Source organism: Alistipes intestinihominis (assembly GCF_040095975.1).
Taxonomy (GTDB): Bacteria; Bacteroidota; Bacteroidia; order Bacteroidales; family Rikenellaceae; genus Alistipes; species Alistipes senegalensis.
This window is the reverse complement of the sequence record NZ_JBBMFL010000013.1, coordinates 48,279-72,765: the sequence shown is the minus strand read 5'-3', so window position 1 is coordinate 72,765 and position 24,487 is coordinate 48,279. Positions and strand designations below refer to the sequence as shown.

At 59.1% G+C, this 24,487-nt stretch carries 21 protein-coding genes and 1 other RNA gene; 5 read left to right on the top strand and 17 right to left on the bottom strand.

The window, feature by feature from the left end; all coding sequences use genetic code 11:
• Positions 1–15 precede the first annotated feature (15 nt).
• The 8 genes from WMO46_RS11115 to mltG all read right to left on the bottom strand — a co-directional run bounded on the left by WMO46_RS11115 (position 16) and on the right by mltG (position 8,878).
• Positions 16–1,050 carry an endonuclease/exonuclease/phosphatase family protein gene (locus WMO46_RS11115; RefSeq protein ID WP_281717387.1) on the bottom strand — a complete coding sequence of 345 codons (1,035 nt, stop codon included), beginning with the start codon at positions 1,048–1,050 and terminating at the stop codon, positions 16–18.
• A gap of 24 nt (positions 1,051–1,074) precedes the next feature.
• Entirely contained in the window at positions 1,075–2,298 is a 1,224-nt protein-coding gene (locus WMO46_RS11110) for a DNA/RNA non-specific endonuclease (RefSeq protein WP_278965702.1), read from the bottom strand.
• Between the two features lie 122 nt (positions 2,299–2,420).
• Complete coding sequence (locus WMO46_RS11105; protein ID WP_276714539.1) at positions 2,421–4,892, bottom strand: DUF5689 domain-containing protein; 2,472 nt, start codon at positions 4,890–4,892, stop codon at positions 2,421–2,423.
• Positions 4,893–5,136: 244 nt separating this feature from the next.
• Positions 5,137–5,604 (bottom strand): DUF4293 domain-containing protein, encoded by a 468-nt coding sequence (locus WMO46_RS11100; protein WP_279190240.1) that lies wholly within the window; start codon positions 5,602–5,604, stop codon positions 5,137–5,139.
• Positions 5,605–6,561 (bottom strand): glycosyltransferase family 2 protein, encoded by a 957-nt coding sequence (locus tag WMO46_RS11095; protein ID WP_349094381.1) that lies wholly within the window; start codon positions 6,559–6,561, stop codon positions 5,605–5,607. It lies immediately after the preceding gene.
• A gap of 9 nt (positions 6,562–6,570) precedes the next feature.
• Positions 6,571–7,149 (bottom strand): DUF4199 domain-containing protein, encoded by a 579-nt coding sequence (locus WMO46_RS11090; RefSeq protein WP_349094380.1) that lies wholly within the window; start codon positions 7,147–7,149, stop codon positions 6,571–6,573.
• Between the two features lie 22 nt (positions 7,150–7,171).
• Entirely contained in the window at positions 7,172–7,774 is a 603-nt protein-coding gene (locus WMO46_RS11085; protein ID WP_349094379.1) for an L-threonylcarbamoyladenylate synthase, read from the bottom strand.
• A gap of 90 nt (positions 7,775–7,864) precedes the next feature.
• Positions 7,865–8,878 carry an endolytic transglycosylase MltG gene (mltG, locus tag WMO46_RS11080; RefSeq protein WP_349094378.1) on the bottom strand — a complete coding sequence of 338 codons (1,014 nt, stop codon included), beginning with the start codon at positions 8,876–8,878 and terminating at the stop codon, positions 7,865–7,867.
• 48 nt (positions 8,879–8,926) lie between these two features.
• Between mltG and ffs the strand changes: the two genes are divergently transcribed.
• Together ffs and WMO46_RS11070 are read left to right on the top strand one after the other, a co-directional pair.
• Positions 8,927–9,024, top strand: an RNA gene (ffs, locus tag WMO46_RS11075) — signal recognition particle sRNA small type.
• Between the two features lie 108 nt (positions 9,025–9,132).
• Positions 9,133–10,074: an NAD(P)H-dependent flavin oxidoreductase gene (locus WMO46_RS11070; protein WP_349094377.1), complete on the top strand. Its 942-nt coding sequence runs from the start codon at positions 9,133–9,135 to the stop codon at positions 10,072–10,074.
• Positions 10,075–10,077: 3 nt separating this feature from the next.
• Here WMO46_RS11070 and WMO46_RS11065 read toward each other — a convergent pair whose 3' ends face one another.
• Positions 10,078–10,899, bottom strand: a complete 822-nt coding sequence (locus WMO46_RS11065) for an NYN domain-containing protein (RefSeq protein WP_129650205.1) — start codon at positions 10,897–10,899, stop codon at positions 10,078–10,080.
• Positions 10,900–10,944: 45 nt separating this feature from the next.
• The gene (locus WMO46_RS11060; protein WP_278818320.1) at positions 10,945–11,448 is read right to left on the bottom strand and encodes a PaaI family thioesterase; all 504 of its coding nucleotides are present in this window, start codon (positions 11,446–11,448) and stop codon (positions 10,945–10,947) included.
• A gap of 166 nt (positions 11,449–11,614) precedes the next feature.
• Here WMO46_RS11060 and WMO46_RS11055 point away from each other — a divergent pair, with 166 nt between their 5' ends.
• Positions 11,615–11,890 (top strand): putative quinol monooxygenase, encoded by a 276-nt coding sequence (locus WMO46_RS11055; protein WP_349094376.1) that lies wholly within the window; start codon positions 11,615–11,617, stop codon positions 11,888–11,890.
• 182 nt (positions 11,891–12,072) lie between these two features.
• Here WMO46_RS11055 and WMO46_RS11050 read toward each other — a convergent pair whose 3' ends face one another.
• The gene (locus tag WMO46_RS11050) at positions 12,073–12,276 is read right to left on the bottom strand and encodes a hypothetical protein (protein ID WP_129650207.1); all 204 of its coding nucleotides are present in this window, start codon (positions 12,274–12,276) and stop codon (positions 12,073–12,075) included.
• A 273-nt stretch (positions 12,277–12,549) separates the two neighbouring features.
• Here WMO46_RS11050 and WMO46_RS11045 point away from each other — a divergent pair, with 273 nt between their 5' ends.
• Complete coding sequence (locus tag WMO46_RS11045; protein WP_129650209.1) at positions 12,550–13,035, top strand: hypothetical protein; 486 nt, start codon at positions 12,550–12,552, stop codon at positions 13,033–13,035.
• A gap of 45 nt (positions 13,036–13,080) precedes the next feature.
• On the opposite strand, the gene rd is transcribed toward WMO46_RS11045, so the two are convergent.
• From rd to WMO46_RS11030, 3 genes are all read right to left on the bottom strand, one after another.
• The gene (gene rd / locus WMO46_RS11040) at positions 13,081–13,818 is read right to left on the bottom strand and encodes a rubredoxin (RefSeq protein WP_302587887.1); all 738 of its coding nucleotides are present in this window, start codon (positions 13,816–13,818) and stop codon (positions 13,081–13,083) included.
• A gap of 103 nt (positions 13,819–13,921) precedes the next feature.
• Positions 13,922–15,634, bottom strand: a complete 1,713-nt coding sequence (locus WMO46_RS11035; protein WP_349094375.1) for a TonB-dependent receptor — start codon at positions 15,632–15,634, stop codon at positions 13,922–13,924.
• 2 nt (positions 15,635–15,636) lie between these two features.
• The gene (locus WMO46_RS11030; protein WP_349094374.1) at positions 15,637–18,615 is read right to left on the bottom strand and encodes a tetratricopeptide repeat protein; all 2,979 of its coding nucleotides are present in this window, start codon (positions 18,613–18,615) and stop codon (positions 15,637–15,639) included.
• 111 nt (positions 18,616–18,726) lie between these two features.
• On the opposite strand from WMO46_RS11030, the gene WMO46_RS11025 reads away from it, so the two are divergent.
• The gene (locus WMO46_RS11025) at positions 18,727–19,134 is read left to right on the top strand and encodes an OsmC family protein (RefSeq protein WP_276714559.1); all 408 of its coding nucleotides are present in this window, start codon (positions 18,727–18,729) and stop codon (positions 19,132–19,134) included.
• Between the two features lie 48 nt (positions 19,135–19,182).
• Here the strand turns inward: WMO46_RS11025 and WMO46_RS11020 are convergent, their stop codons facing one another.
• From WMO46_RS11020 to WMO46_RS11010, 3 genes are read right to left on the bottom strand one after another with little or no spacing between them, the layout of a single operon-like run.
• Positions 19,183–20,421, bottom strand: a complete 1,239-nt coding sequence (locus WMO46_RS11020) for a TolC family protein (RefSeq protein WP_349094373.1) — start codon at positions 20,419–20,421, stop codon at positions 19,183–19,185.
• Entirely contained in the window at positions 20,418–23,450 is a 3,033-nt protein-coding gene (locus WMO46_RS11015) for an efflux RND transporter permease subunit (RefSeq protein WP_349094372.1), read from the bottom strand. Before WMO46_RS11015 ends, WMO46_RS11020 begins: the two co-directional genes overlap by 4 nt.
• A gap of 7 nt (positions 23,451–23,457) precedes the next feature.
• On the bottom strand, positions 23,458–24,486 hold the full coding sequence (locus WMO46_RS11010; RefSeq protein ID WP_230312158.1) for an efflux RND transporter periplasmic adaptor subunit: 1,029 nt from the start codon (positions 24,484–24,486) through the stop codon (positions 23,458–23,460).
• Position 24,487 lies beyond the last annotated feature (1 nt).

The window sequence follows — 24,487 nt, the reverse complement described above, 5'->3', positions numbered from 1 at the left end:
AATATTTTAGCGTGTTTATTTGGCAATGTAGATATAGACCGGGAAGTGGTCGCTGAAACCGCCCTGAAAGTCGTTGCCGACGAACGTGCGCAGCGGATAACCCTTGTACTGGCCCTCCTTCTGGATCATGTAGGGACGGCGGAAAATGCCCCCGTAGAATTTCGACTTGCCGACGGGCTGGATTTTCAGTTCGCCGGTGGAGCCCGTCGCCAGGTTCTCCGAAACGACGATGTTGTCGAACAGATTCCACGCATCGCGGTAGGCCAGCGTGCCGTAACCGGCTTTCAGCAGGGCGATGAAGGGATTGAACATGTCACCCGCTTTCACGTCCTTGATCTTGCCCTTGGCGCTCAGCCCCTCCACGACGCTGGCGTCCGTGGCGTCGTCGTTCAGGTCACCCATCACGACCACCTTCGTAGCCGGATTGGCCGCCATCACCGAATCGACGATGTGCTTCACCTGGCTGGCCGCAGCCAGACGCTTGGGGTCCGAAGCCTCCTTGCCGCCCAGCCGCGAGGGCCAGTGGCTCACGAGGAAGAAGAACGGCTCGTTCTCGATCGTGCCCCACATCGTGACGAAATCGCGCGTCTTGAAGTTCGGCATTTCGGGCATTTTGAACGGAATGGCCGCGCTGCCTTCGAGTTTGAAAACGTCGGGACGGTAGTAGAACCCAACGTCCACGCCGCGGGCATCGGGCGAGTCGTAATGTACGATGCGATAGTTGCCGTGCGCGAGTTTCGGCTGTGCGATCACATCCTCCATCACCGAGCGGTTCTCGATCTCCGAGACGCCGATCACGACGGGAAAATCCTTGTCCTCGGCGGCGATGTCGAACAACACCCGTTCGAGGTTTCCGATCTTCTTGGTGTACTTGGCCGTGTTCCACTTCTTGGGTCCTTCGGGCGTGAACTCCTCGTCCAGCACCCCCGGTTCGTTGATGGTGTCGAACAGGTTCTCGAAGTTGTAGAAGACCACTTTATAGGGCTTCTGCGCAAAGCATGCCGCCACGATGAGGGAGGCAAACAGTCCTGTCAAAAGGATTTTCTTCATAACGATATGCAATTAAGGTCCTTATCAATAAATTCCCGGCCAGTCAGCAATATTTTTCTGTTTTTTGACCGCATCGGCAACGTCGGGATCGAGGTTTTGGAAGAACTTGAAACCCGTCTGCTCCTCAATATATTCCACCGTGCAGGCCGCCGCGGCCGTGCCCGTCGCGGCTCCGGCCGCATCGTTGGTGAAGATGAAACCGATGGTCTTCACCTCGTCGGCCGCAAGCTCCCAAAGCTCCTTATGCAGGTTGCCCGTCTGCTTGAGCAGCACCTTCCAGCAATGCGACGGCACGGTGATCGGGCCGTTGGCGTTGGGAATCGTCGTCGATTTCTTGAAGCTGGCGCCCGTCACCACATAGAGCGTGTCGTAACGCACTCCGCTCGGCAGCGGTCCCCACTGACGCACCTGCCCTTCGAGCCGCGCCCAAACGCCTTGGTTGAACGCGCTGTTCTGGGGCATCATGTTAGTCGCATAATAGGTCATCCGGTTGGCCGCATAGTTGTTGTAACGTGTGGCCTGGGGCAGCATGTGCCCGCGGTCGTACCCCCGCTGTCCGTAACCCGAGCTGATGTTCTGCTGATCGGCCGTCGGAATTACCGGCAGCTGGTCGTTCGGATCGTAACCGAAAGCATTGACCCGCGACAACTGGGGCGCCTCGTAAAGGGCATAAAAGACCGGATAGGCCACCCATTGCGAAACCCGCGTCTTTTTGTCGTAGCAGACCGTGAAATTGCGGACATATCCTCCTGCGAAATATTTATTGCCGACCAGCGTCGTGTTGTAGGTCTTATAAATATAGTTGGCGTCCTCGCGGTATCCGGGCAATTCGCCCCATGCCCGGTCGTACTCCGGAGTTGCGGAATAGGGCATCTGCCACAGCCGCAGGGTCACGGAATAACCGCCGGAATAGGTGACGGATATTTCCGCCGCGCGGTACTCTTCGGTGCTGTTTTCCTCCAGGTAGAGAGGCAGCGCCTCTCCCACCGCACCGCCCGCAGCCGTCGCAAGCCGTGACGCCGGATCGAACGAACACCACTCCTCGCCCGCCGCCAGTACGATCTTCGCCCGGAAGGTCTGCCCCTTCGGGCCCTGGGTAAGGAGCCTGTCCGTTGTGGTTATACAATTCACGGTTTTTGCTTCGAGTTGCGCCAGGGGTTTCACACCTCCGTCGTCATCGTCGCTGCATCCCGCGAAAAGGACAAGCATTGCCGACCATGCAATGTATAGCAAGCCCGTCTGTTTCATGAATTTCACCATGCAAAAATAGCTAAAAAAGGCCACGGTCCTCGGACCTGTTTAGAAACCAAACTCTTGACGGGGTTTTATCCCCGCCAAGAGTGGTTTGTTTTCAAAGTCAGTTTCCTTGACTACTTTTTATAAATAATCTTTATTGATTTCACATAAAGAGAATAGTTCGAATTGTTATAGAGCTTGAAATAGCTATATCCTTTACCAGAAACATCGAACGTATCCGTGAAAGACCAGAGAGATTCGGCGCCTATTCCCTCTGCTGCGGGTGCAGCTTCATTGGTCGAAGGGTTCTTCTCGGTACCGAAATACATATGATATCCAGGCTTACTAGCCGATTTGCTATTCTGGCAAACAACCTCAATCGAAATAATCTCCCCGAGTGTCGCCGTATTCAAAATGAAACCCTGCTTAGCAGCACCATCTTTATTGCCTTGGAATTGGAGCACAGAATAATTATAAGTGCCTTCCGCACCGTTCCCCCGAGTAATTCTAGCGCCAGCAAAATCAATCAAGTTAGTATTCCACGTATACCAGGTAGACTCGACTGCAACATCCTGCGATCCGTAATTAGAAGTGCCCAACTCTACTGCCCCGGATTTCCCGCTGACAATACCGTTAATATCCAAGGTAATAATCGCTGCACCGCTGGGAAGAGCATATTCTTGCGACAAATCAATAGTAGCAAGTATATTCCCATCCACCTTTGCCACCAGTTTACCCGCCAAAGCAGCGGAAGTCGTATTGTTGCCTTTGGCCTTGACTTCGACGGTAGTAGCGGTAACCGTACCTACTGCGAAATAGTCGGCGCCCTCGGAAATTTCGAACGTAGGATTGCCCGAAACATTCATGGCAACATATTCCACCGTCTGAGCAAGGGGATTTTCGGCTGCGAATGCAGACGGAGTCGAAGTGAATTTCACGACAGGATCGGTCGATGCAAGCTCGATCTTGTCGGCAATGATGTTGAAATATTTGGACGTGTTGGTATAAACATACCAGCCCGTTACTTTCACGGCCATTCCGTCATAAATAGCTGCATTCAACGACGCCGGAGCATCCAGAAGCGAACCGGTCTGTTCTCCCGTATAATCCGAGAAAGCAACGTTATAGAAATTACCCGACTTCGTCAGCTTACCGGTTACGGTAATGTATTTCAACGGCTTGGTATTGTCAATCTCAGCACCGGCAACCACTTGAGGCGCAGGAACGGTAATCGTACCGGTTCCGGTTTCTTTGGTCACCTCGGCGGCTGCGTCGAACTGGAGTGCAGTCTTACCCTCCATACCTTTCGCATAGTCAGCGACAGCACCCGACACAGTCACCAGATCACCGACGGCAACCGACTGCTCCGTAGTCTTGTAAACACAAATGTAACCCGTTCCGTCGCCGATAACGAAGCTCTTCGCACTGACACTTACAACCGTAGCCTTTTCGATGGTGTAGCTGCCGGCAGCAGTGATCTCGCTGATCTTCGTAGTGGTGGTCTCCACTTCGAAAAGCGGCTCGGTCATACCTTTCAAGTCGTCAGCATTGCGGGGCGAGACATTGCCCAAGTTGTTATTGATGGAAACACAGCCTTTGATATTGCCCGAATTATTGGGAATCTCGATTGCCGAAGCCCAATCTTTGGTATAAGAGCCGAACGACAGCGAGAACGACCCGCCGGTACGGGTCACGAACGTATGATTTGCATAGCCGGAGCTGACATTGTAATATTTCTGCCCGATGATGTCGGCAACAGGCTGCGAATAAACCTGCACGTACTGCGACTGATATTCTGCCAATTTGGAAACATCCTCGACAGCAATGGGTGCCGGCGTATTGTCGTTCGAATCCAAAACCGTAATTGTCGGATCGGCTGTTGCATCCGTGAAGTTCACCTGACAGGTTCCGAAATAGGACTGCTGCGAACCGCCTTTGAGCTCGAACTGAACGATATTGCCCATCTTGGCAACGGTATTCGTTCCTTTCAGACGAATGAACAGACCGGCACCCGGTTCAGTCGTGTCGTCGGCGATCATGAACGACTTGTTATTGATGTTATTACCGGCAACGTCCGAAACAACGATACCTGTAACAACCATCGACTCCGTAATTTCGGTTGCAGAATTAGGGAAAGTCAATTTGTCGCGGATTTCCTTTACATTGGTCGTAATAGTCGTCGAACCGGCACCGTTCTGCTTAACGGTGATCGTGGCCGTCTTGGGAATGGGAATACCCTCGAAACTGCCGTTCGTAAGCAGTTTAGCGGTAACCTGACGCTCGGAGTTGCTTGCGGCACCCTCCCACGGATCTACGGTGAAAGTCAGCGTCGTTTTACCCTTGCCGCCCGTCTCCCTGCTGGGATGGCACCAGGAGGAAGCCGTCTCGTCGTCGAAAGTCAATGCCCAACTGCCGGTCGAAACGACCTCGATGGCATCGGTAGTCCCACCGTCGAGTTTCACGGCGACAGTAGCCGAAGCCTCGCCGTTCACGGTGATCGACGGAAGCCCGCCTTCATCGTCCTTGTCATCGTCCGAGCAGGCGCCGAAGGTAGTGATCGCCAACGCCGCGCAGAACAATGTTTTCCATAAGTTTACTGCTTTCATAGAGTTTAGTGTTAATTAAAAAATAATTGTATGTAGCCAATATAAATTTCAATTCATTACATAATGCCAATATTATGTCTCAAAGATAAAATTTATTTCCGGACCTGCAAAGTTTGTAACATTCTTTTAATAACCATATCGGTCCATTTTATCTCGTTTTTCTCCGCGCGCCTCATTCGCCGGGGATAAAAAGACCCGGAACGCACCTTTCGGCACACCCCGGGTCCAGTCGGATGCGGACAGATCAACGGATTCTGTCGGCCGCGCGCACCAGCAATTCGTCGCGGAAAATAGCCCGGGCCGCCAGGTATGCGAACAACAGGCAGACCAGCGGCAATGCAATGGCGGGCTTGAATCCCTGCGTGTGGAACGCCAGGTCGGAAAAGACCCGCCAACTCAGAAAATAATAAACGCCCTCCATAGCCACGCAGCCCAGCAGCAACACGATCTCGACCACGCAGAGTCGGATTTGCAGCAGCCGGCGGCGGAACAGGAAAATCGTGACCAACGGCAGCGCGCAGGCCAGCGCCAACACCGTTCCCATGTAGACCGCAGGCTGTACGGCCTCGCCTTCGGCCGTCTTCAACGCAAAGGCATAGAGTCCGAACTCCCCGGCGTCACCCGCGAACCATGCCAGAGGCGCAAAGAGCGTGCCGGCCATCAAAGCCGTGACAATCAGCAGATAAAGCGTTTGGATTCGTTGTATCATCATTTATAAAGTTTTGTCGATCAGATATTTGTTCCGCTCGGAGGAGTTTCTGTTGATAAGTTCCCCCAAAAACCCCGCCAAAAAGAGCTGGACGCCGAGAATAACGGCCAGAATCGCCAGATAAAACAGCGGCTGGTCGGTCACGGCGCGCAAAGGCAGGTCGTGGAACTGTTTCCAGAGTTTTTCGGCGATGATCCACACCGTCGTTCCGCCGCCCAGGAGAAACATCAGCGTCCCGAGGCTGCCGAAGAAATACATCGGCGAACGCCCGAAATGCGACATGAACAGCACCGAGATCAGGTCGAGATAGCCCTTCACCATCCGTTCGACGCCGAATTTGGAATGCCCGTACTTGCGGGCGTGGTGATCGACGACCTTTTCGCCGATGCGGCGGAACCCGGCCTGCTTGGCCAGGATCGGAATGAAGCGGTGCATCTCGCCGTAGACCTCGATGGCCTTCACCACCTTGCGGCGGTAGGCTTTCAGCCCGCAGTTGAAATCGTGGAGCCGGATGCCCGACACGCTCCGGGCCGTCCAGTTGAAGAATTTGCTGGGCCAGCGCTTGCCCACGGGATCGTGACGCCGTTTCTTCCACCCCGAGACCAGATCGTAACCCTCTTCGAGGATCATGCGGCGCAGTTCGGGAATTTCGTCGGGCGAATCCTGCAAATCGGCGTCCATCGTGATGACCACCTCGCCCTCCGCCGCCGCGAATCCGCAGTAGAGGGCCGCAGACTTGCCGTAGTTGCGGGCGAAGCTGATGCCGCGGACGGCCGGATAGCGCTCTTTGAGCCCCTCGACGACCTCCCACGAACCGTCCGACGAACCGTCGTCGATCAGAATCATTTCGTAGGAGAAGCCGTTTTCGCGCATCACCCGATCGACCCACTCCGCCAGTTCGGGCAGGGATTCCACTTCGTTGTAGAGCGGCACTACGACCGATATGTCCAATCTATCCATACGATGCGACTACTCGTTGGAGTCCTTGCCGAAGGGTTTCGGAGCACGTGCGATCACCCCCGCAATGATGAGGCCGAAAACAACGCCGAAGAGCAGGCTGCTCCACACACCGCCCCAGACCGTTTTCAGCATCGAGGGCGCCGGCGAGTTCTGCAATTCGTTGACGATCTGAGAAAGCATCCCCTCCATCGACGAGGAGGCGCCGCCCATCCGCGAGAAGAGCCCCGTCATCCACGAAACGTAATGGTCGATGTAGTTCGCATAGCCCACGATCAGGTGCAGGTAAACCGCCTGCACGACGCCCACGATGATGCCCGCGAAACCCGACACGGCCAGCAGAAAGCCGTAGCCCTGCCCGAAAGAGAAACCCTCGTCAGCGGTGTAAAGCTGCGAACGCCGGCGCGTGTAGCGGTGCAGCAGGTAGTAGTGCACGGCCGCCACGGCGAAAAATTCGAGGAGCATCAGATAGAGAAACCCCGTGCCGCTCGTGAAAAACACGCTGTTCTCCAAGACGCTCGACACGGCGAGTATCAGTCCGATGACGGCGCCGCATTTCGCGGCTTCATTCCAGAAATTGTTCTTATCCATTTATATCGTCAATTTGATCCGTCTATTGCAAATCCCCCTTGCCCTCGCGCAGGATTTCGGGTTCGTCGCCCGTGAGGTCCACCACGGTCGTGGGCACGTTGTCGCCGATTCCGCCGTCGATGACCAGCGCCACGTCGCTGCCGTAGCGTTCGTGGATCAGCTCGGGATCGGTCGTGTACTCCACCACCTCGTCGTCGTCCTTCACCGAGGCCGTGATCATCGGGCACCCCAGCGCCCCGACCACCGCGCGCGCCACGCCGTTGGCCGGAATGCGGACGCCGATCGTGCGGCGCCGTTCGAGCGCCTTGTCCGGAATACGTGCCGAAGCCGCCAGCACGAAGGTGAACGGTCCGGGAAGATTCCGCTTCAGAATCCGGAACACGGCGTTGTCCACCCGGCAGTACTCCGCGACCTGGGCGATATTCTCGAAGACCACGGTGAATGCCGCCGAACCTTTGCCCTTGATGCGGCGCAGTTTGTCGATAGCCTTCGCCGAACGCAGCGAACAGCCGAAGGCATAGACACTGTCGGTGGGATAGATGACGATCTCATCCCGCTCCAAAAGGTCCACGACCCGGTGCAACTCCTTCTCCGAAGGGTTCTGTTCGTAAATCTTGGCAAGCATGGGACGACAAAGATACGAATAAGCGAGCGCAATGTCAAATTTATTTGAACATTGCCGAGCGGGAGTATCTAAGACGAAGTCAAAGATACATTATTTGATCTTGCGGCGGTTCAGTTCGGCGCTGTATGCCCGGGCGTTGGCGTTGTGCTCGCTCAGGGTCCGTGCGAAGTTGTGATAGCCGTCGAACGTGGGCCGCGCACAGAAGAAGATGTAGTCGTGCTGCTCGAACCCGAGCACGGCGTCGATGGCGTTCTTCCCGGGCATGCAGATCGGCGAGGGAGGCAGGCCCTTATTCACATATGTATTATAGGGCGACGGATATTTCAGATGCTTGTAAAGGATGCGCCGCAGTCCGAAATCCTGCATGGCATACTTCACCGTGGGATCGGCCTGCAGGGGAATGCCTTTGCGCAGGCGGTTGACATAGACGCCGGCGATGCGGGGCATCTCGTCGGTCTTGCGGGTCTCCTCGTAGACGATCGACGCCAGCGTCATCACCTCCAGCCGGCTCAATCCGCTGCGCTTGCGTTCAGCGTCGCGCTCCGGGGTCCAGAAACGGTCGTATTCGCGCTTCATGCGCTTCACGAACTCCTCGGGCGTCACCGTCCAGTAAAACTCGTAGCTGTCGGGAATGAACATCGAAAAGAGCGTCACGCTGTCGAACCCGACCTCGGCGGCCAGCTCCTTCGAGGTCAGCGCCCGCATGATCGCCGCGGAATCGGCGTCGATCTGCCGGGCGAGCTTCTGCGCCAGCTGCGCGGGGATGCGCACGTTATTGATCGTCACCCGCACGGGCGTCTGCATCCCCAGTTTGAGCATGCGCGCCACCTCGATGACGCTCATGCCGGGTTTCAGCACATAGTGCCCGGGCTTGAACGTCCGTTCCAGACCGATCCGCCGGGCATAGGCCCCGAAAGCGCGGCGATGCCGGATATGGGGCAGCAGCGAATCCAGCGCCTCTCCGTATTCGGCCCGGCCGCTCACGTAAAGGTCGTGCTCCGCGGCCACGGCATTTCCATAAAACTGCTGCCGCACGGCGACACCGGCCGCAACGACGACGACGAACACCCCCAGAGAGATCCGGAGCAATGTTTTTTTAGACATTCCGCAAATTTTTTTGCAAAGATATAAAAAATTCCTACTTTTGTGCCCGGGTGAGTCTTATACGACCAGCTCCCACAGAATCCCCCAGGCGAGGAATCGAGCAAGGGTATGTGGTCGTAGCGGTGCGATGTAAGTAGCTCACCCTTTTTTCTATAACGGTGCCTCGATCCGACGGGTCGGGGCACCGCTTTTCTTTGAATATCCCCGCTTTGGAAAAATAATTGTATCTTGCCCCGCAGAAAACCGAACGAACGATGGAAAACAGAATCACGACCCTTTTCGGCATCCGCTACCCCGTCATCGCGGGCGGGATGGTGTGGTGCAGCGGCTGGCGGCTGGCCGCCGCCGTCAGCGAAGCCGGCGGACTGGGGCTGATCGGCTCCGGCTCGATGACCCCCGAACTGCTGCGCGAACACATCCGCAAATGCCGCGCGGCCACCTCCCGCCCCTTCGGAGTCAACGTGCCGCTGGCCTATCGCTATACGCCTCAGCTGATGGAGGTCATCGCGGAAGAGCGCGTTCCGGCGGTCTTCACCTCGGCGGGCAGTCCCGCGACCTGGACCGGACGCCTGCACGACGCGGGCTGCCGCGTGGCGCACGTGGTGTCGAGTTCGAAATTCGCGCTCAAAAGCCGCGATGCGGGGGTCGATGCCGTGGTGGCCGAAGGTTTCGAGGCGGGAGGCCACAACGGCCGTGAGGAGACGACGACGATGGCGCTCGTTCCGCAGGTGCGGCAAGCCGTCGATCTGCCGCTCATCGCCGCGGGAGGCATCGCCACAGGGGCCGGCATGCTGGCCGCCTTCGCCCTGGGCGCCGAAGGGTGCCAGCTGGGCACCCGCTTCGCACTGTCGCAGGAGAGCTCGGCCTGCGAGGCGTTCAAGCGGCGGTGCGTGGAGGTGCAGGAGGGCGACACGATCCTGACGCTCAAAAAGGCCATACCGACACGCCTCGTCCGCAACGGCTTCTGCCGCACGGTCGAGGAGGCCGAGAGCCGCGGCGCCACGGCGGAGGAACTGCTCGCGCTGGTAGGCCGCGGACGCCCGAAACGGGGTATTTTCGAGGGAGACCTCGACGAAGGGGAGCTGGAAATCGGACAGATCGCCGCGCTTATCGACGACCTGCCTTCGGCCGGCGACATTCTCCGCCGCCTCGTCACCGAATATGAAACCGCGCGCGGAAACCTCCGCCCGCTCTGACCGCTATCCCAGCCGGTTGCGGACGTAAATCCGCTGCTGCTCGGTCTTCATGTCCACCGCGTCGGAGAGCGCCCGGATCAGCAGCGACAGTTTCTTGTAACCGTAGTTGCGGGGGTCGAAATCGGGCATCTTCTTCGACAGCACGCTGCCCACGTCGCCCAGCGAAGCCCAGCCGCTGTCGTCGGCAGCGTCGTCGATGGTGTTCTCCAGCAGCGTGCGGAACTCGTCGTCGAACGGCCGGATGATCGTCGAGGCGTGCCCCGCATCCTGTGCCGGTCTCTTCTCCCCGGCCGACTCCGCAGCGGGTCCGGCCGGCGTCTCGGTTTCGGCGGGCTTCTTCGTCCCTACCCTCTTCTTCGCAGGAGCCGCTTTCTCCGGCGGAGGCGTCAGCCCGAGAATCTCGACGTAGATAAATTTGTCACACGATTTGATGAACGGCTTCGGCGTCTTCTTCTCGCCGAACCCCAGCACCTCCTTGCCCGATTCGCGGATGCGGCTGGCCAGACGCGTGTAGTCGCTGTCGCTCGACACGATGCAGAATCCGTTCACACCCTCCTTGTGCAGGATGTCCATGGCGTCGATGATCAGCGCCGAATCCGTGGCGTTCTTGCCCGTCGTATAGGCGTACTGCTGGATCGGCGTGATGGAGTTCTCCAACAGCACCTCTTTCCAGGCGGCGAATTTCGGGTTGGTGAAATCCCCGTAAATCCGTTTTATCGTCGGCGTGCCGTAGTTGGCGATCTCATCCAGAATATCCTTTATCTTGCGGTGCGAGATGTTGTCGGCGTCGATCAGCACGGCGAATTTTTTGTCGTTCAGTTCCATACAGGTTCAATTAATAGTGTAAGATACGAAAAAATCCCGGAAGGATCAACTTTCCGCCTCTTCCAACGGGTTCCGGTCGTCCTCCCCGACGCTGCAATCGCAGAAATGAAACTCCCGGCGGGCCTTCTCCTTAGGAAACAGAAAATAGACGCAGACGGCCTCGGTGCACAACTCGCCGCGCACGTCGCGGATTTCCACGGCGATACGGACGATATTGCGCCGCTGCTCCTCGACGCGGGCCCGCAGGACGATGCGCCCGCCAGTCGTACGGATCGGCTTATGGTAGCGGACCTCCATCCGGGAGGTCACCCCGCTGGTCTGGAATTTCCGGAAAACGACCCAGCTGCTGATCTCGTCGGCCAGCGTCGCCTGGATGCCGCCGTGCAGCGTGTCCACCCATCCCTGGAACTCCGGGCGGGGGTTCCACACGCTCACGATGTCGTCCCCGTCCTCGTAAAACTCCATCCGCAGCCCCTGCGGACTGTGCGGATCGCAGCCGTAGCAATGGTAGCCCTCCATGCCCTCCCACGGATTGAAAATGCGTTTCATAGTCTGTCTGCTTGCGTTTTTCGCAAAATTAACGAATTATTTCCGCCCGCGGAACATCCGCGCCGAAAAAACGGCCCGAACGGAGCATGAAGTTGCGGCCGCGGGTTTCAATATCCGAAAAAATTCCGTATATTTGTAGACAGCCAAAATCAAAAACGAGAAAGCAATGATACGACTCAATGTATTTATCCGCACGACGGAGAGCAACCGCGAGAAACTGGTGCGCACGGCCAAGGAGCTGGCAGCCGCCTCGCTCAAAGACGAAGGATGCGTGGCTTACGACCTGTTCGAAAGCGCCACGCGCAACGACGTTCTGATGATCTGCGAGACCTGGAGCGATGCCAAGGCCCTTGCGGCCCATGAACAGGCGTCGCATTTCACGACCCTCGTGCCGCGCATGCAGCAGCTGGGCGAGATGAAGCTCGAAAAATTCGTCTTCTGATCCGCTCCTCCGGGCATGAAAAAACCTCCGCAACCGAAGTTGCGGAGGTTTTTCGTTTAGGTAACTATACAACAATACCCTTACCGCTAAAATCAGCGTCATTTTATCCACAAAGTTAGGAGTTTTACGAGATGATAATGGAAATGGATAGCCCATAAACTCGAAAAAGATGGCCCTTGGATTTATATGGAGTCATTAAATATTCCCTCTAATTCTTGAAGTAAAGCCGGGTCTTCGATTTCTTCTAATTCGGCTAATTGATGCACTTCCCTACGCCCATCACTTTTTAACGTATCTACCATCATAGTCGAAGTTATATCGCAAACTCTAAAAATCTCTTCACTATTAGATTTTAACTTAACAAAACAGCCTTGTATAATCCCCATATTGTGCAATTTTTTTACAAAAAAATAAAAAATTCCGTATCTTTGCCAATATTAAGGAATGTGCCTTATACTCGTTGAAATCGCCAATCTCACCGAACGTATATACAAGGCACAGCAAACGTCCATACTCGTGGGCTGTTTGTCTGTGTGTATATACAGGTGTTTGGCGATACCTAACGAGAACACGAGGACGACAGCCCACTTTCCGTTTAATTAAACATTGTAAAATTTTCCTATCGGCTGTACGTGGAAAAATCGTTAAAATTCGCCATTATGAAAAAGATTTTTATCTTAGTTGCTTGCGCTGTAATGCTATGCGTAGATGCGTTCGCTCAAATTAATTTTTGGAATAAAATTTTTAAGACGAACAATTTTCAGGAAGCGTACACAATACTTTACGCTAACAAATGTAATTTCTACGTTAAGACCATTGATTACGATCAACACGATGGAACGTCGTATGATCAAATGGTAGGAATGAAAGGTGGTACAGTGTTCGTCGTAAAGAGTAATGCTATCGGTAGCAATAATTTGAAGTCTGTTTCAGTTACAGTAGGTGAAACGACTTTCGAGGCAGTAAATAAAGAATTAAGTCAATTGGGTTACAAAAAGTTCAGCGATCGAATAGAAACTGAAATGCTTTTCGGACGAAGTTTTTCTTGCAGAGTGGTCAGATATTGGTATGGTAATATTGTGGTCAAAGTAAAGATTTACAATGACGCACCCGGAACATACCAAATAAATTTTTCATGGAAATAAATTAGGGCGCAATATGCGCCCTAATTCAGTCATAAGGTTTTTCGTTTACTCCTCGATCGCCTCGAAATCGGACTTGTAGAGTCCGCAGATCGGGCAGGTCCAGTCGTCGGGAATCTCGTCGAACGGCGTTCCGGGAGCGATGCCGGTCTCGGGATCGCCCTTGGCAGGGTCGTAGACGTAATCGCAGGCCGTACACTTGTACCGCTTCGGGATACAGCGGTCGGCGACCTTCTGCCAGTCGATCAGCTCCCAGAAAGCGGCCATGAACTCGGCCCGGCGGTTGCGGTAATCAATATAGTAGGCGTGCTCCCAAACGTCGGCCGTCATCACCGGACGCAGACCGTCAGTCATCGGGTTGCCGGCGTTCGACTTGGCGACGATCGACAGCTTGCCGGCCTTGTCCATCGCCAGCCAGGCCCATCCCGAACCGAAAAGCCCCACGGCAGCCTTGGTGAACTCCTCCTTGAAAGCCTCCACCGAACCGAACGCCTCGGTGAGCTTCGCGGCCAGCTTCGCAGGCATGGGCTTCTGAGCAGGAGTCAGCATCCGGAAAAAGAAAGTATGGTTCCAGGTCTGGGCGGCATTGTTGAATATGCCGCCGTCGGCCTTGCGGACGATCTCGTCGAGCGGCATCTCCTCGTAAGGCGTACCGGGGATCAGCTTGTTCAGGTTGTCCACATAGGTTTGCAGGTGCTTGCCGTAGTGGTAGTCGAGCGTCTCTTTGCTCATCTTCGGAGCAAGCGCTTCCAATGCGTAGGGAAGCTCAGGCATCGTGTGTTTCATAGTCGTGTGCGTTAATGAATTAAACTTGTCCGAAGTTAGCAATAATTTCCGTCGGCCCGTCACGCCGAGCCGAAAATGATCATCATTAAAACGAATTCAGCCCTCAGAAGTTGGCCTTGATGCCGACCGTGAAACCGGCACCCTGCTCGGGATACCACGGATACTCGTAAAGGTCGCGGTCGGCGAGGTTGCGCCCCTCGGCAAAGAGCGTCACGCGCCCCGAAACCTTCCAGTCGAAATTCACCCGCAGATCGACGGCGAAGGGCGCCTTGAAGGAATTCAGCACGACGGGCAGCGCGCGGATGCCAGCGGGATCATACGCATAGGCGGACCAGCGGCGGACGCCCTGCATCAGCGCCTTCACCCCGAACGAGATCTTGCGGCCCTCGTAGGCGACACCGACGTTTCCGGCAATCGAAGGCGCTCCGTTTTTCAGGTCCGTTTCGTCGTTGTAAAGACAGCCGTGCACCGCCAGGTCGAATTTCAGCACGCTCACGGGCCGGTATTCGATCTCGCCGTTGAACGATGTCACGGTCTGGCGCGCCGTCACGGGAACGAAAGCACCGAAGAACCCGGCGTTTTCGGGATCGTCGGACCAGAGGGCCGTCCAGAAGAGCCGGTTGTCGTGAATCGAGACGCCCGCATAGAGGCGGTAACTGAAGCGGCTGCGCCACAGGCTACCGCCCACCCCGAGGCGGAAATCGTAATCGACCGAGCTCTTATCGAGCCACGTCGAAGCCGTCACATAGGGATTTTGGAGCGTCAGCGACCGGAAATCGTTCGGTTTCACGGCGCCGTCGGCCTCGAAGAAGGGCCGCAGCCCCGGCGTCCCGAGGTTGAAATCGAGCCGGGCATAGGGAATCACGTAATTTTCGGCATCCGCCCCCTCGATCTTGTCGTGGTAGTAGTCGGCCCCGACATCGAGGCGCACCACCCCGCCCGCGAAGCCGTAGCGCAGGGCGGCATGGATCAGCTGCTGGGTGTTCTCCGAGATGGATTTCTGCCCGGCCAGCCGCTCGTAGCCCGCTTCGAGCGAAAAGCTGCTGCGGCCGAACCCGCGGGCGATCTTCGCCCGGGCCTCCAGCGATGTCTGGTGGGCCTTCTCGCCGTAACCGGGCCAGTCGGAGTGGTCGAAGAACATGCCGCCGCCCAGCGCGATTTCGAAGTTCGTGCGGCCGAGGTCCTGAAAATCGTCCCCGAAACGCACGGCGACATGCGCATCGCCGTAGTCGTTTCTGTCGCCTGCTCCGAATTCCTGTTCGAGCCCGGCAGGGGCATAAGCCCCGTAGCGGTGGTACATCCGGTTGTCGTAGTAAAGATCGCCTTCGAGGATATGCTTCCCGAAATATTTGCCCGCGGCGGCCCCGATGCGGTTGAACATCCGCGTCGAGGGGTTCTTCACGCCGAAATCGTTCCGGATCTTGGCATACTGCCCCTCGTGGTTGACGTAGCCTATGACATAACCCGTCGAAGGATTCTGCGACGAGGCGTAGAAATCCAGCACCGAATTGAGCGGATACCCCGCTCCGGCCTTCACGTAAAAGGGCAGCGGGCGGTTGAACTCCCAGTAGGTCACCGTCGCCGGGCGTATCGGGCGCGTCGAGAGCGTCGTGCGCAGCGACAGCGGCGTGATGGTATAGTCGATTTCGGGACGCAGGCGCGTCGTGTCGGTCATATCGGGCCGGACGGCCAGCTTCGAAGCGCTCTCCACCTTCGGGACATACGCCTTGGTCACCTCGACCTGTTTCTCGACCTGCGCCGCAGCCAGCTGCGGCAGAACCGCCGCGAACACCGCGGCTATTAAGACTCTCTTCATCGTCAATTCAATTTTGCGATTCGTGCCTTCGCCTCCTCCACAATGCCGTCGTCGGCGGGCGAATAACCGTCGGCGACACTCTGCCACGTCGCCCGGGCCTGGAACGTGTCCCCCTTGCGGACGTAAACGTCGCCCAGCAGGATGAAAGCCCGCGCCAGCCAGTAAGCCTGCGGCTCCCGATCCGAGAAGGCGAACACGGCGGCTTCGGTCTTGTCCATGTCGCCGCTTTCGAACGTCGATTCGATCACGTAATAGGCGGCTTCGGAGCCCTCCTTCGTGCGCACCTCCTTCGCAAGCTCCTTGTAGAGCTTCACCGCCTCGGCGCTCCGGCCCTCGGCCCGCAGCTGCCCGGCCCAGGCATATTTCGCTTCGCGCAGCGCCACGGCCCCCGCGTCGTCGTGCCCGCAGACATCGGCGGCCATTTCGGCGATCTTCGCCCCGTCGCCCCCGGCCACGGTGGCGCGCACATAACCCGTCATGGCGTCCTCGCGGCCCGTCTTGGTCGGCGCCACGTCGTAAAGCCTCCGGTAGGCCGATGCGGCCTCGTCCCAGCGCTTGTCCTCGAACGTCATCCCGGAGAGTTTCTCCAGCACGGCCACGGTATACTGGTTCGTACCCTGCCCGGCCAGCCGGGTCAGCGTCCCGATAGCGTTCTCGCGGTCGCCCGCAAGCAAATAGCAATCGCTCAGGTAGTAGAGCGCATCGGTCAGGTAATAGCCCTTGGGATAGCTCGCCACATAGCTGCGCAGCGACTTGGCGGCGGCATCCCGCTGCCCGCCGAGGTAGAGCTTCTGCGCCGCGGCGAACGACAGCGAGTCGCGCGACAGGGCTGTCAGGTCGCTCTCCACACCCGCCTTGGCGGCATAGTCGAAATAGGCGTCCACATCACCCTCCGAAACATAAATCTCGCGGATCGACTGCATCGCGCCCTTGGCCTCGGCCGACTGGGGCGACGCCCCGACCACGCGGTCATAATAGGCCAGCGACTTCTGCTTGTCGCCGAGATTCAGGTAAGCCAGTCCCAGATCGGAATAGGCCTGCGTACAGCGCGGCGACGCGGGATAAGCCGCAACGAACGTCTCGAGCTGCGCGGCGCCCTCGGCATATTTCTCCTGCGCGATGTAGCTGCGCCCCAGCTCATAGGAGGCTTCGTCGGCATAGTCCCCGCCCGCAGCGGCGATCTGCCGCAGGGCCTGCTGCTTTTGGTCCGTATGGCCCAGAATGCCGAGCGTGATGGCCCGTTTGTACTGAGCATATCGCTTTTCGGGCGTTCCCAGCGCGATGGCCTTGTCATACTCCCCCACGGCCGCTTCGAACCGCCGGTCGGAATAGGCCGCGTCGCCCAATCGGTTCAGCGCGTCGGCGCGGTAGCTGTCGCGCGGCGACCATGCGGCGAGGAACTTGCCGAAAGCCTCCTGCGCCTGCTGGAGATCGTTGCGGTCGAAAGCGCAGTAACCTAAGTTGTACCACGCCAGGGCATATTCGCGCTCGGTGCGGGGCGCCCGTTTCAGGTAGGCGTTGTATTTGGCGGCGGCAACGGCGTAATCGCCCTGCGCAAAGGCGATCTCGCCCTGCCAGAAAGAGGTCAGAGCCGAGTATTTCGGACTGACGTTCACCGCCGCGGACTCCGCGAGGTAGCTTTGCGCTGCTTTCAGATCGCCGGAGGAATAAGCCTCCAGCCCGCGGAAATAGGCTATTTTCTGCAACGCCGCGCGGATGTCGGCATCGCCCGAAGGCATCGCCTTGATGGCGCGGTAGGCGGCGTCGTAGTCGCGGGAGTTGTAGTAGGCGGCGATCAGCAGCGTCCGGGCCTCCTCCGCACGCGGCGACGAGGGATAGCGTTCGACATAGCGCGTCAGCACGTTGATCGCCCCGTTGAAGGCTCCGCCGCCCAGCTCGTATTGCAGTTTGGCATAGTTGAACAGCGCGTCTTCGGCGATCGCGGCATCCAGCGACTCGTCCGAAGCCATCGCAAAAGCCTGCATCGCCGACTCCTTGTCTCCGGCGCGCAGGTAGCAGTCGGCCAGGTGGTAGGAGGCGTTCTGCGTCAGGGCGTCCTCGGCGCCGCACGCCTTGCGCAGCCACTCCGCAGCCTCGGGATAGCGGGCCGTGCGGTAGAGCGAGAAGCCTTCGAGATAGGCGGCGTCGCGGTCCATCTCGCCGCCGGCGCTCCGGAAAGCCGCGAGGTGCTCCAGCGTCTTGTTGAAATCCTCCAGCCGGAACCACGATTCGGCCATCACGCGCTCCAGTTCGGCGCGGCGTTCGGGAACCGCCCGGCGGGCCAGCGCCTCGCCGTTCTCGACCACGTAGCGGTAGTTGCCCTCGCGGAACTCGATCTGCAACAGGTAGTAGGGCACCACGTCGCCGTAGGCGTCGCTGCGCGCGAGCGTCTCGAAGCCCTGCTTCGCCCGGCCGTAGCGTCCCTCGGCATAGTCGATATAGGCTTTGTAATAACGGGCGTGATCGACATACTCGCTGCGGCTGCCGATGCGGTCGAAATAGCCGTATGCCTTCGCGTAATTGCCGTCGCCGAACTCGACGTATCCCATGCGGATGTCGTACTGCTCGCGGCGCGGCGCGCTCAGGGCCCTGTAATCGGTCTTTTCGAAGGCTTCGCGGGCCTTCTTCATGTTCCCGGCCGAACAGTAGAACGACCCGAGGGCGAAACGCACGTCGTTGGCGTAGACCGACCCGGGATAACGCTCGTCGAATTCACGCAGGGCCCCTTCGGCATCGGCGCTGCCCAGCTCCACGGCGCAGGCGGCCAAATAGAACTCGACCTCCTGGGCCAGCAGGCGGTCCGAAGGGGTCAGGGCGGCCTTCGCACGCAGGAACTCATGCCGCGCGTCGCTCCAGCGGCCGTAGTCGAACAGGTCGCGGGCGCGCTCCATGAGCGTCCCTATTTCGGGCCCGGCGGCCTGCGCACCGAAGGTGCACGCCGCCGAGGCAAGGATCAGCAACAATATCCGGAATTTTCGCATACGCATATTTTCACTAAATACGGGCAAATATACGAATTTTTACCCATCCGCACACTACCTGAGGAACGGAATTTGCCCTCGGATGATCGTTGAACGAAAAAACCGAAAACCATGATTGAGAAAGTAACTTTACAGATGTCCGAAAACGGAAAATTCCGGGCCGCAGACGGCGCCGGATGCGACACGATGAACCCCAAGGCCCTGCTGCTCTACGCCGCCGCGCAATGCGCCGCACAGACGGCGCTGATGATCATGCGGAAAGAGCGCATCGCGCCCAAGCGGTTCGAAATCGGCTTCTCGGGAGAACTGTCCACCCAGGAACTCCGATCGGAAAGCGTATTCACCTCGTTCCATGTCGTTTACAACGTCGAGTGCGGTTCCGAGGACGACCAGGCGAAAGTCAGCCGCGCCATCGTCCTCACGCACGAAAAACACTGCGGTCTGGTGCGGATGCTGCGGATGATCGCTCCCGTTTCGCACGAGGTCGCGGTAGTGAGTACCGAACCTGCGAAAGCGTGAAACACCCGGCGGTAATAAAAAACGGCGGAGAATATTCTCCGCCGTTTTTTACTGCGCCGTGATGCGCTGGTAGTCGGAAACCGCCACGGCATAGTTGTAGTGCGCTCGGATGGCGTTGGAATAGAGCTGAATCCAGCTCAGCTGGGCTTGCAGGACATCGAGGATCGTCGCAAGCCCCTCGCCGTAGGAATAGGTGCTGATCGAGAGGTTTTCGGCCGCGATGCGAAGGCTCTCCTCCGTGGCATCGACCTGCGCCCGGCTCTGCACCAGCGCCGTCCAGCCGTTCATCTCCTCGCGCACGATGTCGTCGTGGCGCAGCGCGGCGGTCCACTCCTGCTGCCGCTGCACGGCGCGCGCGATTCCCACGGCCCGGCGGCGTTCGCCCCAATGGAAGATCGGCACCGAGAGCTTCACGAAAACCGATCCGTCCACCGTCGTGGCCCCGGTCCGGTTGGGCGAGAAAGGCTGCCACGATCCCCCTACCCCGACGCTCAGCTGCGGATTGAAGGGCGCCCGGGCCGAACGGACGCCCCAATCGGCCTGCTCCGCACGCAGCCGTGCGGCGGCATAGTCGGGACGGCGCGCCAGGGCCTCGGCGGACACAACCCGCCCGGGCATCGGAAGCGAATCGCGGATGCTCTGCGCCAGCCGCACGTCGAGCGCGGCGTCGGTTCCGCGCAGGATGTTGAAGTTGTGCAGGGCCACTTCGTAACTCTGTTCGGCGCTCACGAGCGAATATTCGGCCTCGCTCAGCCGGGCGTCGATCATCAGCACGTCGCCCTTGGCGATATACCCCTCGGCGAAACGGCGGTCCACGGCCTCTTTGAGCGAACGGATGATCGAAACATACTGGCGCATGGACGCGGCATAGAGCTCCACGGCCGAAAGGTTCCAGTAGGCATAGTCGGCGGCATAGCGCACGTCGAGGCGCGAGAACTCCTCGTCGCACAGGGCGATGTCGTAGCCCAGTTCGGCCTGCCGGGCCGAAGCCCGCACCGCACCGCCTCCGTAAACGGTCTGAACCACCTGCGGCAAAACGCCGAAGGTCCACGGCTCGACGCCTTCGTAACGGTGGAAGGTCTTGGTGAAACTCCCGTCCATCGCCAGCCGCGGAAGGTAGCCCGTGCGGGCCTGCCCCAGCGTTTCGGCCGCAGCGTCGCTCTGCGAGGCGGCGATCTTCAGCTGCCAGCTGTAATCGGCGACCGCCGCCCGGTAGCCGTCGAGCGAGGTTTGTCCGAACGCCGGCAGGGAGAGGCACAAAAGGAGTATCGAAACTGCGTTTTTCATGGTTTGCGAATGTTATAGAACAGGGCGTAGACCACCGGGAGCACGCAGACCGTCAGCAGCGTAGCCACGAGCAGTCCGCCCATGATCGTGGCGGCCATAGCCCCGAACATCGAGTCGAACAACAGCGGCAGCATGCCCAGAATGGTCGTTCCCGAAGCCATCGCCACGGGGACGATGCGGCTGCGCGTGGCCGATGTCAGCGCCTCGTAGGGGTCCTTGCCGGCGGCCCGGAGCACGCCGATCTGCTCGACGAGCACCACGGCGTTCTTGATGTTCATGCCGACCAGTCCCAACAACCCCAGCAGCGAGAAAAAGTTGAACACCTTGCCCGTGACGGCCAGTCCGAGCACCACGCCGATGAAGATGAGCGGTATCATCAGCAGGATGACGACCGGTTCGCGGTAGTTGCGGAACAGCAGCAGCAGGACGATCAGGATCAGCACCAGCGTCAGCGGCATGTATTCGGCCAGCGCCTCGTTGGACTCCTGCTGACTCTCCTGCTCGCCGAAAACCTTCATCGAATAGCCCTCGGGAAGCACCACGGCGCGGTCGATCGAGTCGCGCAGCGCGGCGAACAGCTGCATAGTGTTGACCCCGCGGGCAGGATCGCACTGCGCCTTCATCACCCGCTGGCGGTTGAAGCGCTTGATGACGCCCGGCCGGAAGTCGAAGCGGAAGCCGTCGGTGGCCTGCTCGATCGAAAACACCTTGCCCGAAGGGCTGAAGATCGGCAGGGCCTGCAAGTTGGTGAGGTTGTAGGAGCCGATGTTCTCGTCTTTCAGCAGGATCGGCATGAACTGGTCGCCCTCGCGGTATTCGCCCAGCGCGTACCCCTGCGTGGCGATGGTGATGCCCCGGGCCATCTGGCTGCGGGTGATGCCGATACGCTGGCCCTTCATCTGCGAGTAGACCGGCTGCCACATCGGCACGCGGTTGCCCCAGCCGTTGCGGATGTTCACCGCCCCCGGCGTGCGCCACATCACCTCCTCGGCGGCGGCCGTCAGGCGGCGCAGCGTGTCGGCGTTCTCGCCGATGAAGCCGAATTCGATGGCCGCGTCGGGCACGGGCGAGAGCTTGAAAAGCGACGAGCGCAGCCATACGTCGGGGAGATTCGCGGTGACCCAGGCGTTGAACCGCGCCTCGACGGATTCGGTCTGCCGCTTGTCGTGCAGTTCGACGAGGACGTTGCCGAAATTGGGACGCATCGAAACGCTGCTGCTGGCCAGATAGTAGCGCGGCGGCGTGGAGCCGAGCGTCATCGAAACGGTCTTCACCTCGGGCTGTTCGCGGAGCCACTCCTCCATCGTGAGCAGGTTGCGCTCCGTATCGCGGATGTCGTACCCCTCGGGCAGCAGCACGTCGGCGCGGAAATAGGGTTTGTCGAGCGACGGGAAGAAGTTCTGAGGCATCAGCCCCATGACGACCAGCGAAAGGGCGAACAGTCCGACAACGACGGCCACGACCGCCCATCGCCGGCGCAGCAGGACGGCCAGAAAGCGGTCGAAAGCGCGGTAGAATTTCGTGTCGTAGGGATCGCGGCCGAGGGGTTTCACCCGCAGCATGAAATTCCCGAACAACGGCGTCTGCGTCAGGGCCAGCACCCAGCTCAGCAGCAGCGAGAGGGCCAGCACGACGAACAGCGGCTTCACGATCTCGGCCACCGACGAAGGGGCCAGATACAACGGCAAGAACGAGAATATGGCGATCAGCGTGGCGCCCAGCAGGCTCCACCGCGGGGCGTTGGCTCCATCGACGACGGCCTTGCTTCGCCCCGCACCCCGCAGCATGGCCTGCTGCGCATTGTCGGTGACGACGATGGCGTTATCGACGAGCATGCCCATAGCGATGATGAATCCCGCCAGCGAAGTGCGGTTCAGCCCCTCGCCCAGAAACTGCATCAGCAGCAGCGTGCCGCCGATCGAGAACAACAGCGAACTGCCGATCAGCACCCCTGCGCGGAAACCCATGACGAGCATGATGATCAGGATGACGATCGCCACCGACTCGGCCAGATTGAGGATGAACGTGGAGTTGGCCTCGCGGGCGATGCGGTTTTCGGGATAGAGCACCGTCAGTTCCATGCCCACGGGCATCTGGCGCGTGAGCGAGGCCAGCACGCCGTCGATCTTCGCTCCGGCCTTCACCACATCGACGCCCGCTTCGGTCGAGATGCCGATGCCCACGGCCCGGCGGCCATCGACGCGCATCATCGTCTGCGACGGCTCGGCGTAACCCCGCTCGACGCGGGCGATGTCGCCCAAGCGGTACTGCTTGCCCGAGGTGGCGAACAGCAGCTGGTCCGCCAGGTCGTCGAGCGTCTTGTAGGTCCCGTCTTCGAGAATCTGTATGCGGAGCTTCCCAGCCTGCTTCTCCCCGCTATCGACGATGGAGTTCTGCTGGCCGATGGTCGAGACGATGGTTTCGGGGCGGATGGAGAAGTTGGCCAGCGCCGCGAGGCTGACGTAGACGTTGACCACGGGCGTCTGTTCGCCGTAGAGGGTCACCTTCTGCACGCCGTCGATCGTCACGAGGGCCGTTTTCAGCCGCTGGGCCCAGTCGCGCAGCTCCGACCACGAGAATCCTCCATCGACGGAGAGTCCGTAATAGATGCCGTAAACATCGCCGAAATCGTCGGCGACGGTGATCTGCGACGCCCCGGCGGGCAGTTTCGGCTGGACGTTGAGCACCTTGCGGCGCAGTTCGTCCCACAGCTGGGGAATCTCGCGGGCAGGCGTGGCGGGGTCCAGTTCGACCTGGATCTTCGAAACGCCGTAATAGGATTCGGAAGTGATCTTGTGCACGAGGCGCATCGACTGCACCTCGCGTTCGATGGGCTCGGTAATGAGCTCCTCGACCTCCGGAGGCGTGGCTCCCGGATAGGAGCAGACGAGCGACGCCGATTTGATGACGAAGACCGAATCCTCTTTCTTGCCCAGCGTCGAGAAGCCCAGCGCCCCGCCGACCAGCAGGACGAAGAGGAAAAACCAAATCACTTTGGCGTTTCGCAGGGAATATTCGGGCAGGTTCATCGCAGCGTCATCTTAAAATCCGGACCCGCTCCCCTTCGCGCAGCTGGTAGACGCCGGCCGTGACGACCCTGTCGCCCGGCGCGACGCCGCTGTCGATGACCACGCGGTCGCGGCCGAACAACTCCCCGGGCTTCACCTCGCGGCGCGTGACGCGGTCGTCGGCGCCCACGATCCAGACATAGGTGCCGCCCTCGGCCGGAGCGTAGACGGCCGACACGGGCAGCGACACGGCGTCGGGAACCGGATCGGCGCTCTGCATGGTGATCGTGCACGACATACCGGGCGAAATGCGGTAACGCGCCGGATCGGGATTTTCGAGAGTCAGCGACACGGGGAATCCCGAAGCGTCGGACGAGGTTTCGACATACTCCTTCAGGCGGGCCGGAATCGCCGCGCCCCGATAATTGTCGAACTCGACGGTGAAACGCGTCGAACTGTCCCGCAGCAGCGACAGCCCGGTTTCGGGAAGGGTGAACTGGACAGTGGTGGTGACGGGGTTGACCAGCCGAAGGATCGACTGTCCGGCCTGCACCCGTTCGAAATTATCGACGTATTTGCGCTCGACGACCCCGGCGAACGGAGCCCTCAGGCGCGTGTCTTTCAGCAGATCGAGGGTGTTTTCATAGGTGGAGCGCGCCTGCGCATAGCGCGTCGAGGCGGCCTCGGCCTCCTGCCGCGACACGGCCTCGTGCTCCACGAGACGCTGCATGCGCTGCTGCTGCGAGCGGGCCTCCTCGAAGGCCGAGCGCGTCGCCGCCACCTGCAACTCGATGTCCCGGGGGTCCAGTTCGGCGAGCAGCGCCCCTTTCTTCACGCTCTGGCCCTGCGCAACGGGAACGTCGAGGACCTGCCCCGCCACCTTGAAAGCAAGGTTCACGGCATCGTCGGGAGTGGCCATACCGGCAAAATCCTTGTCGATGATGCCTGCGCCCGCGGCCGTCGTGACCTTCACGGGACGCACCGTCTCGGGAGCCGGGGTTTTGCGGCCGCACGCCCCGGCAAGCAGGGTTATCAGCAAAATAGGGATTGTTCGCATA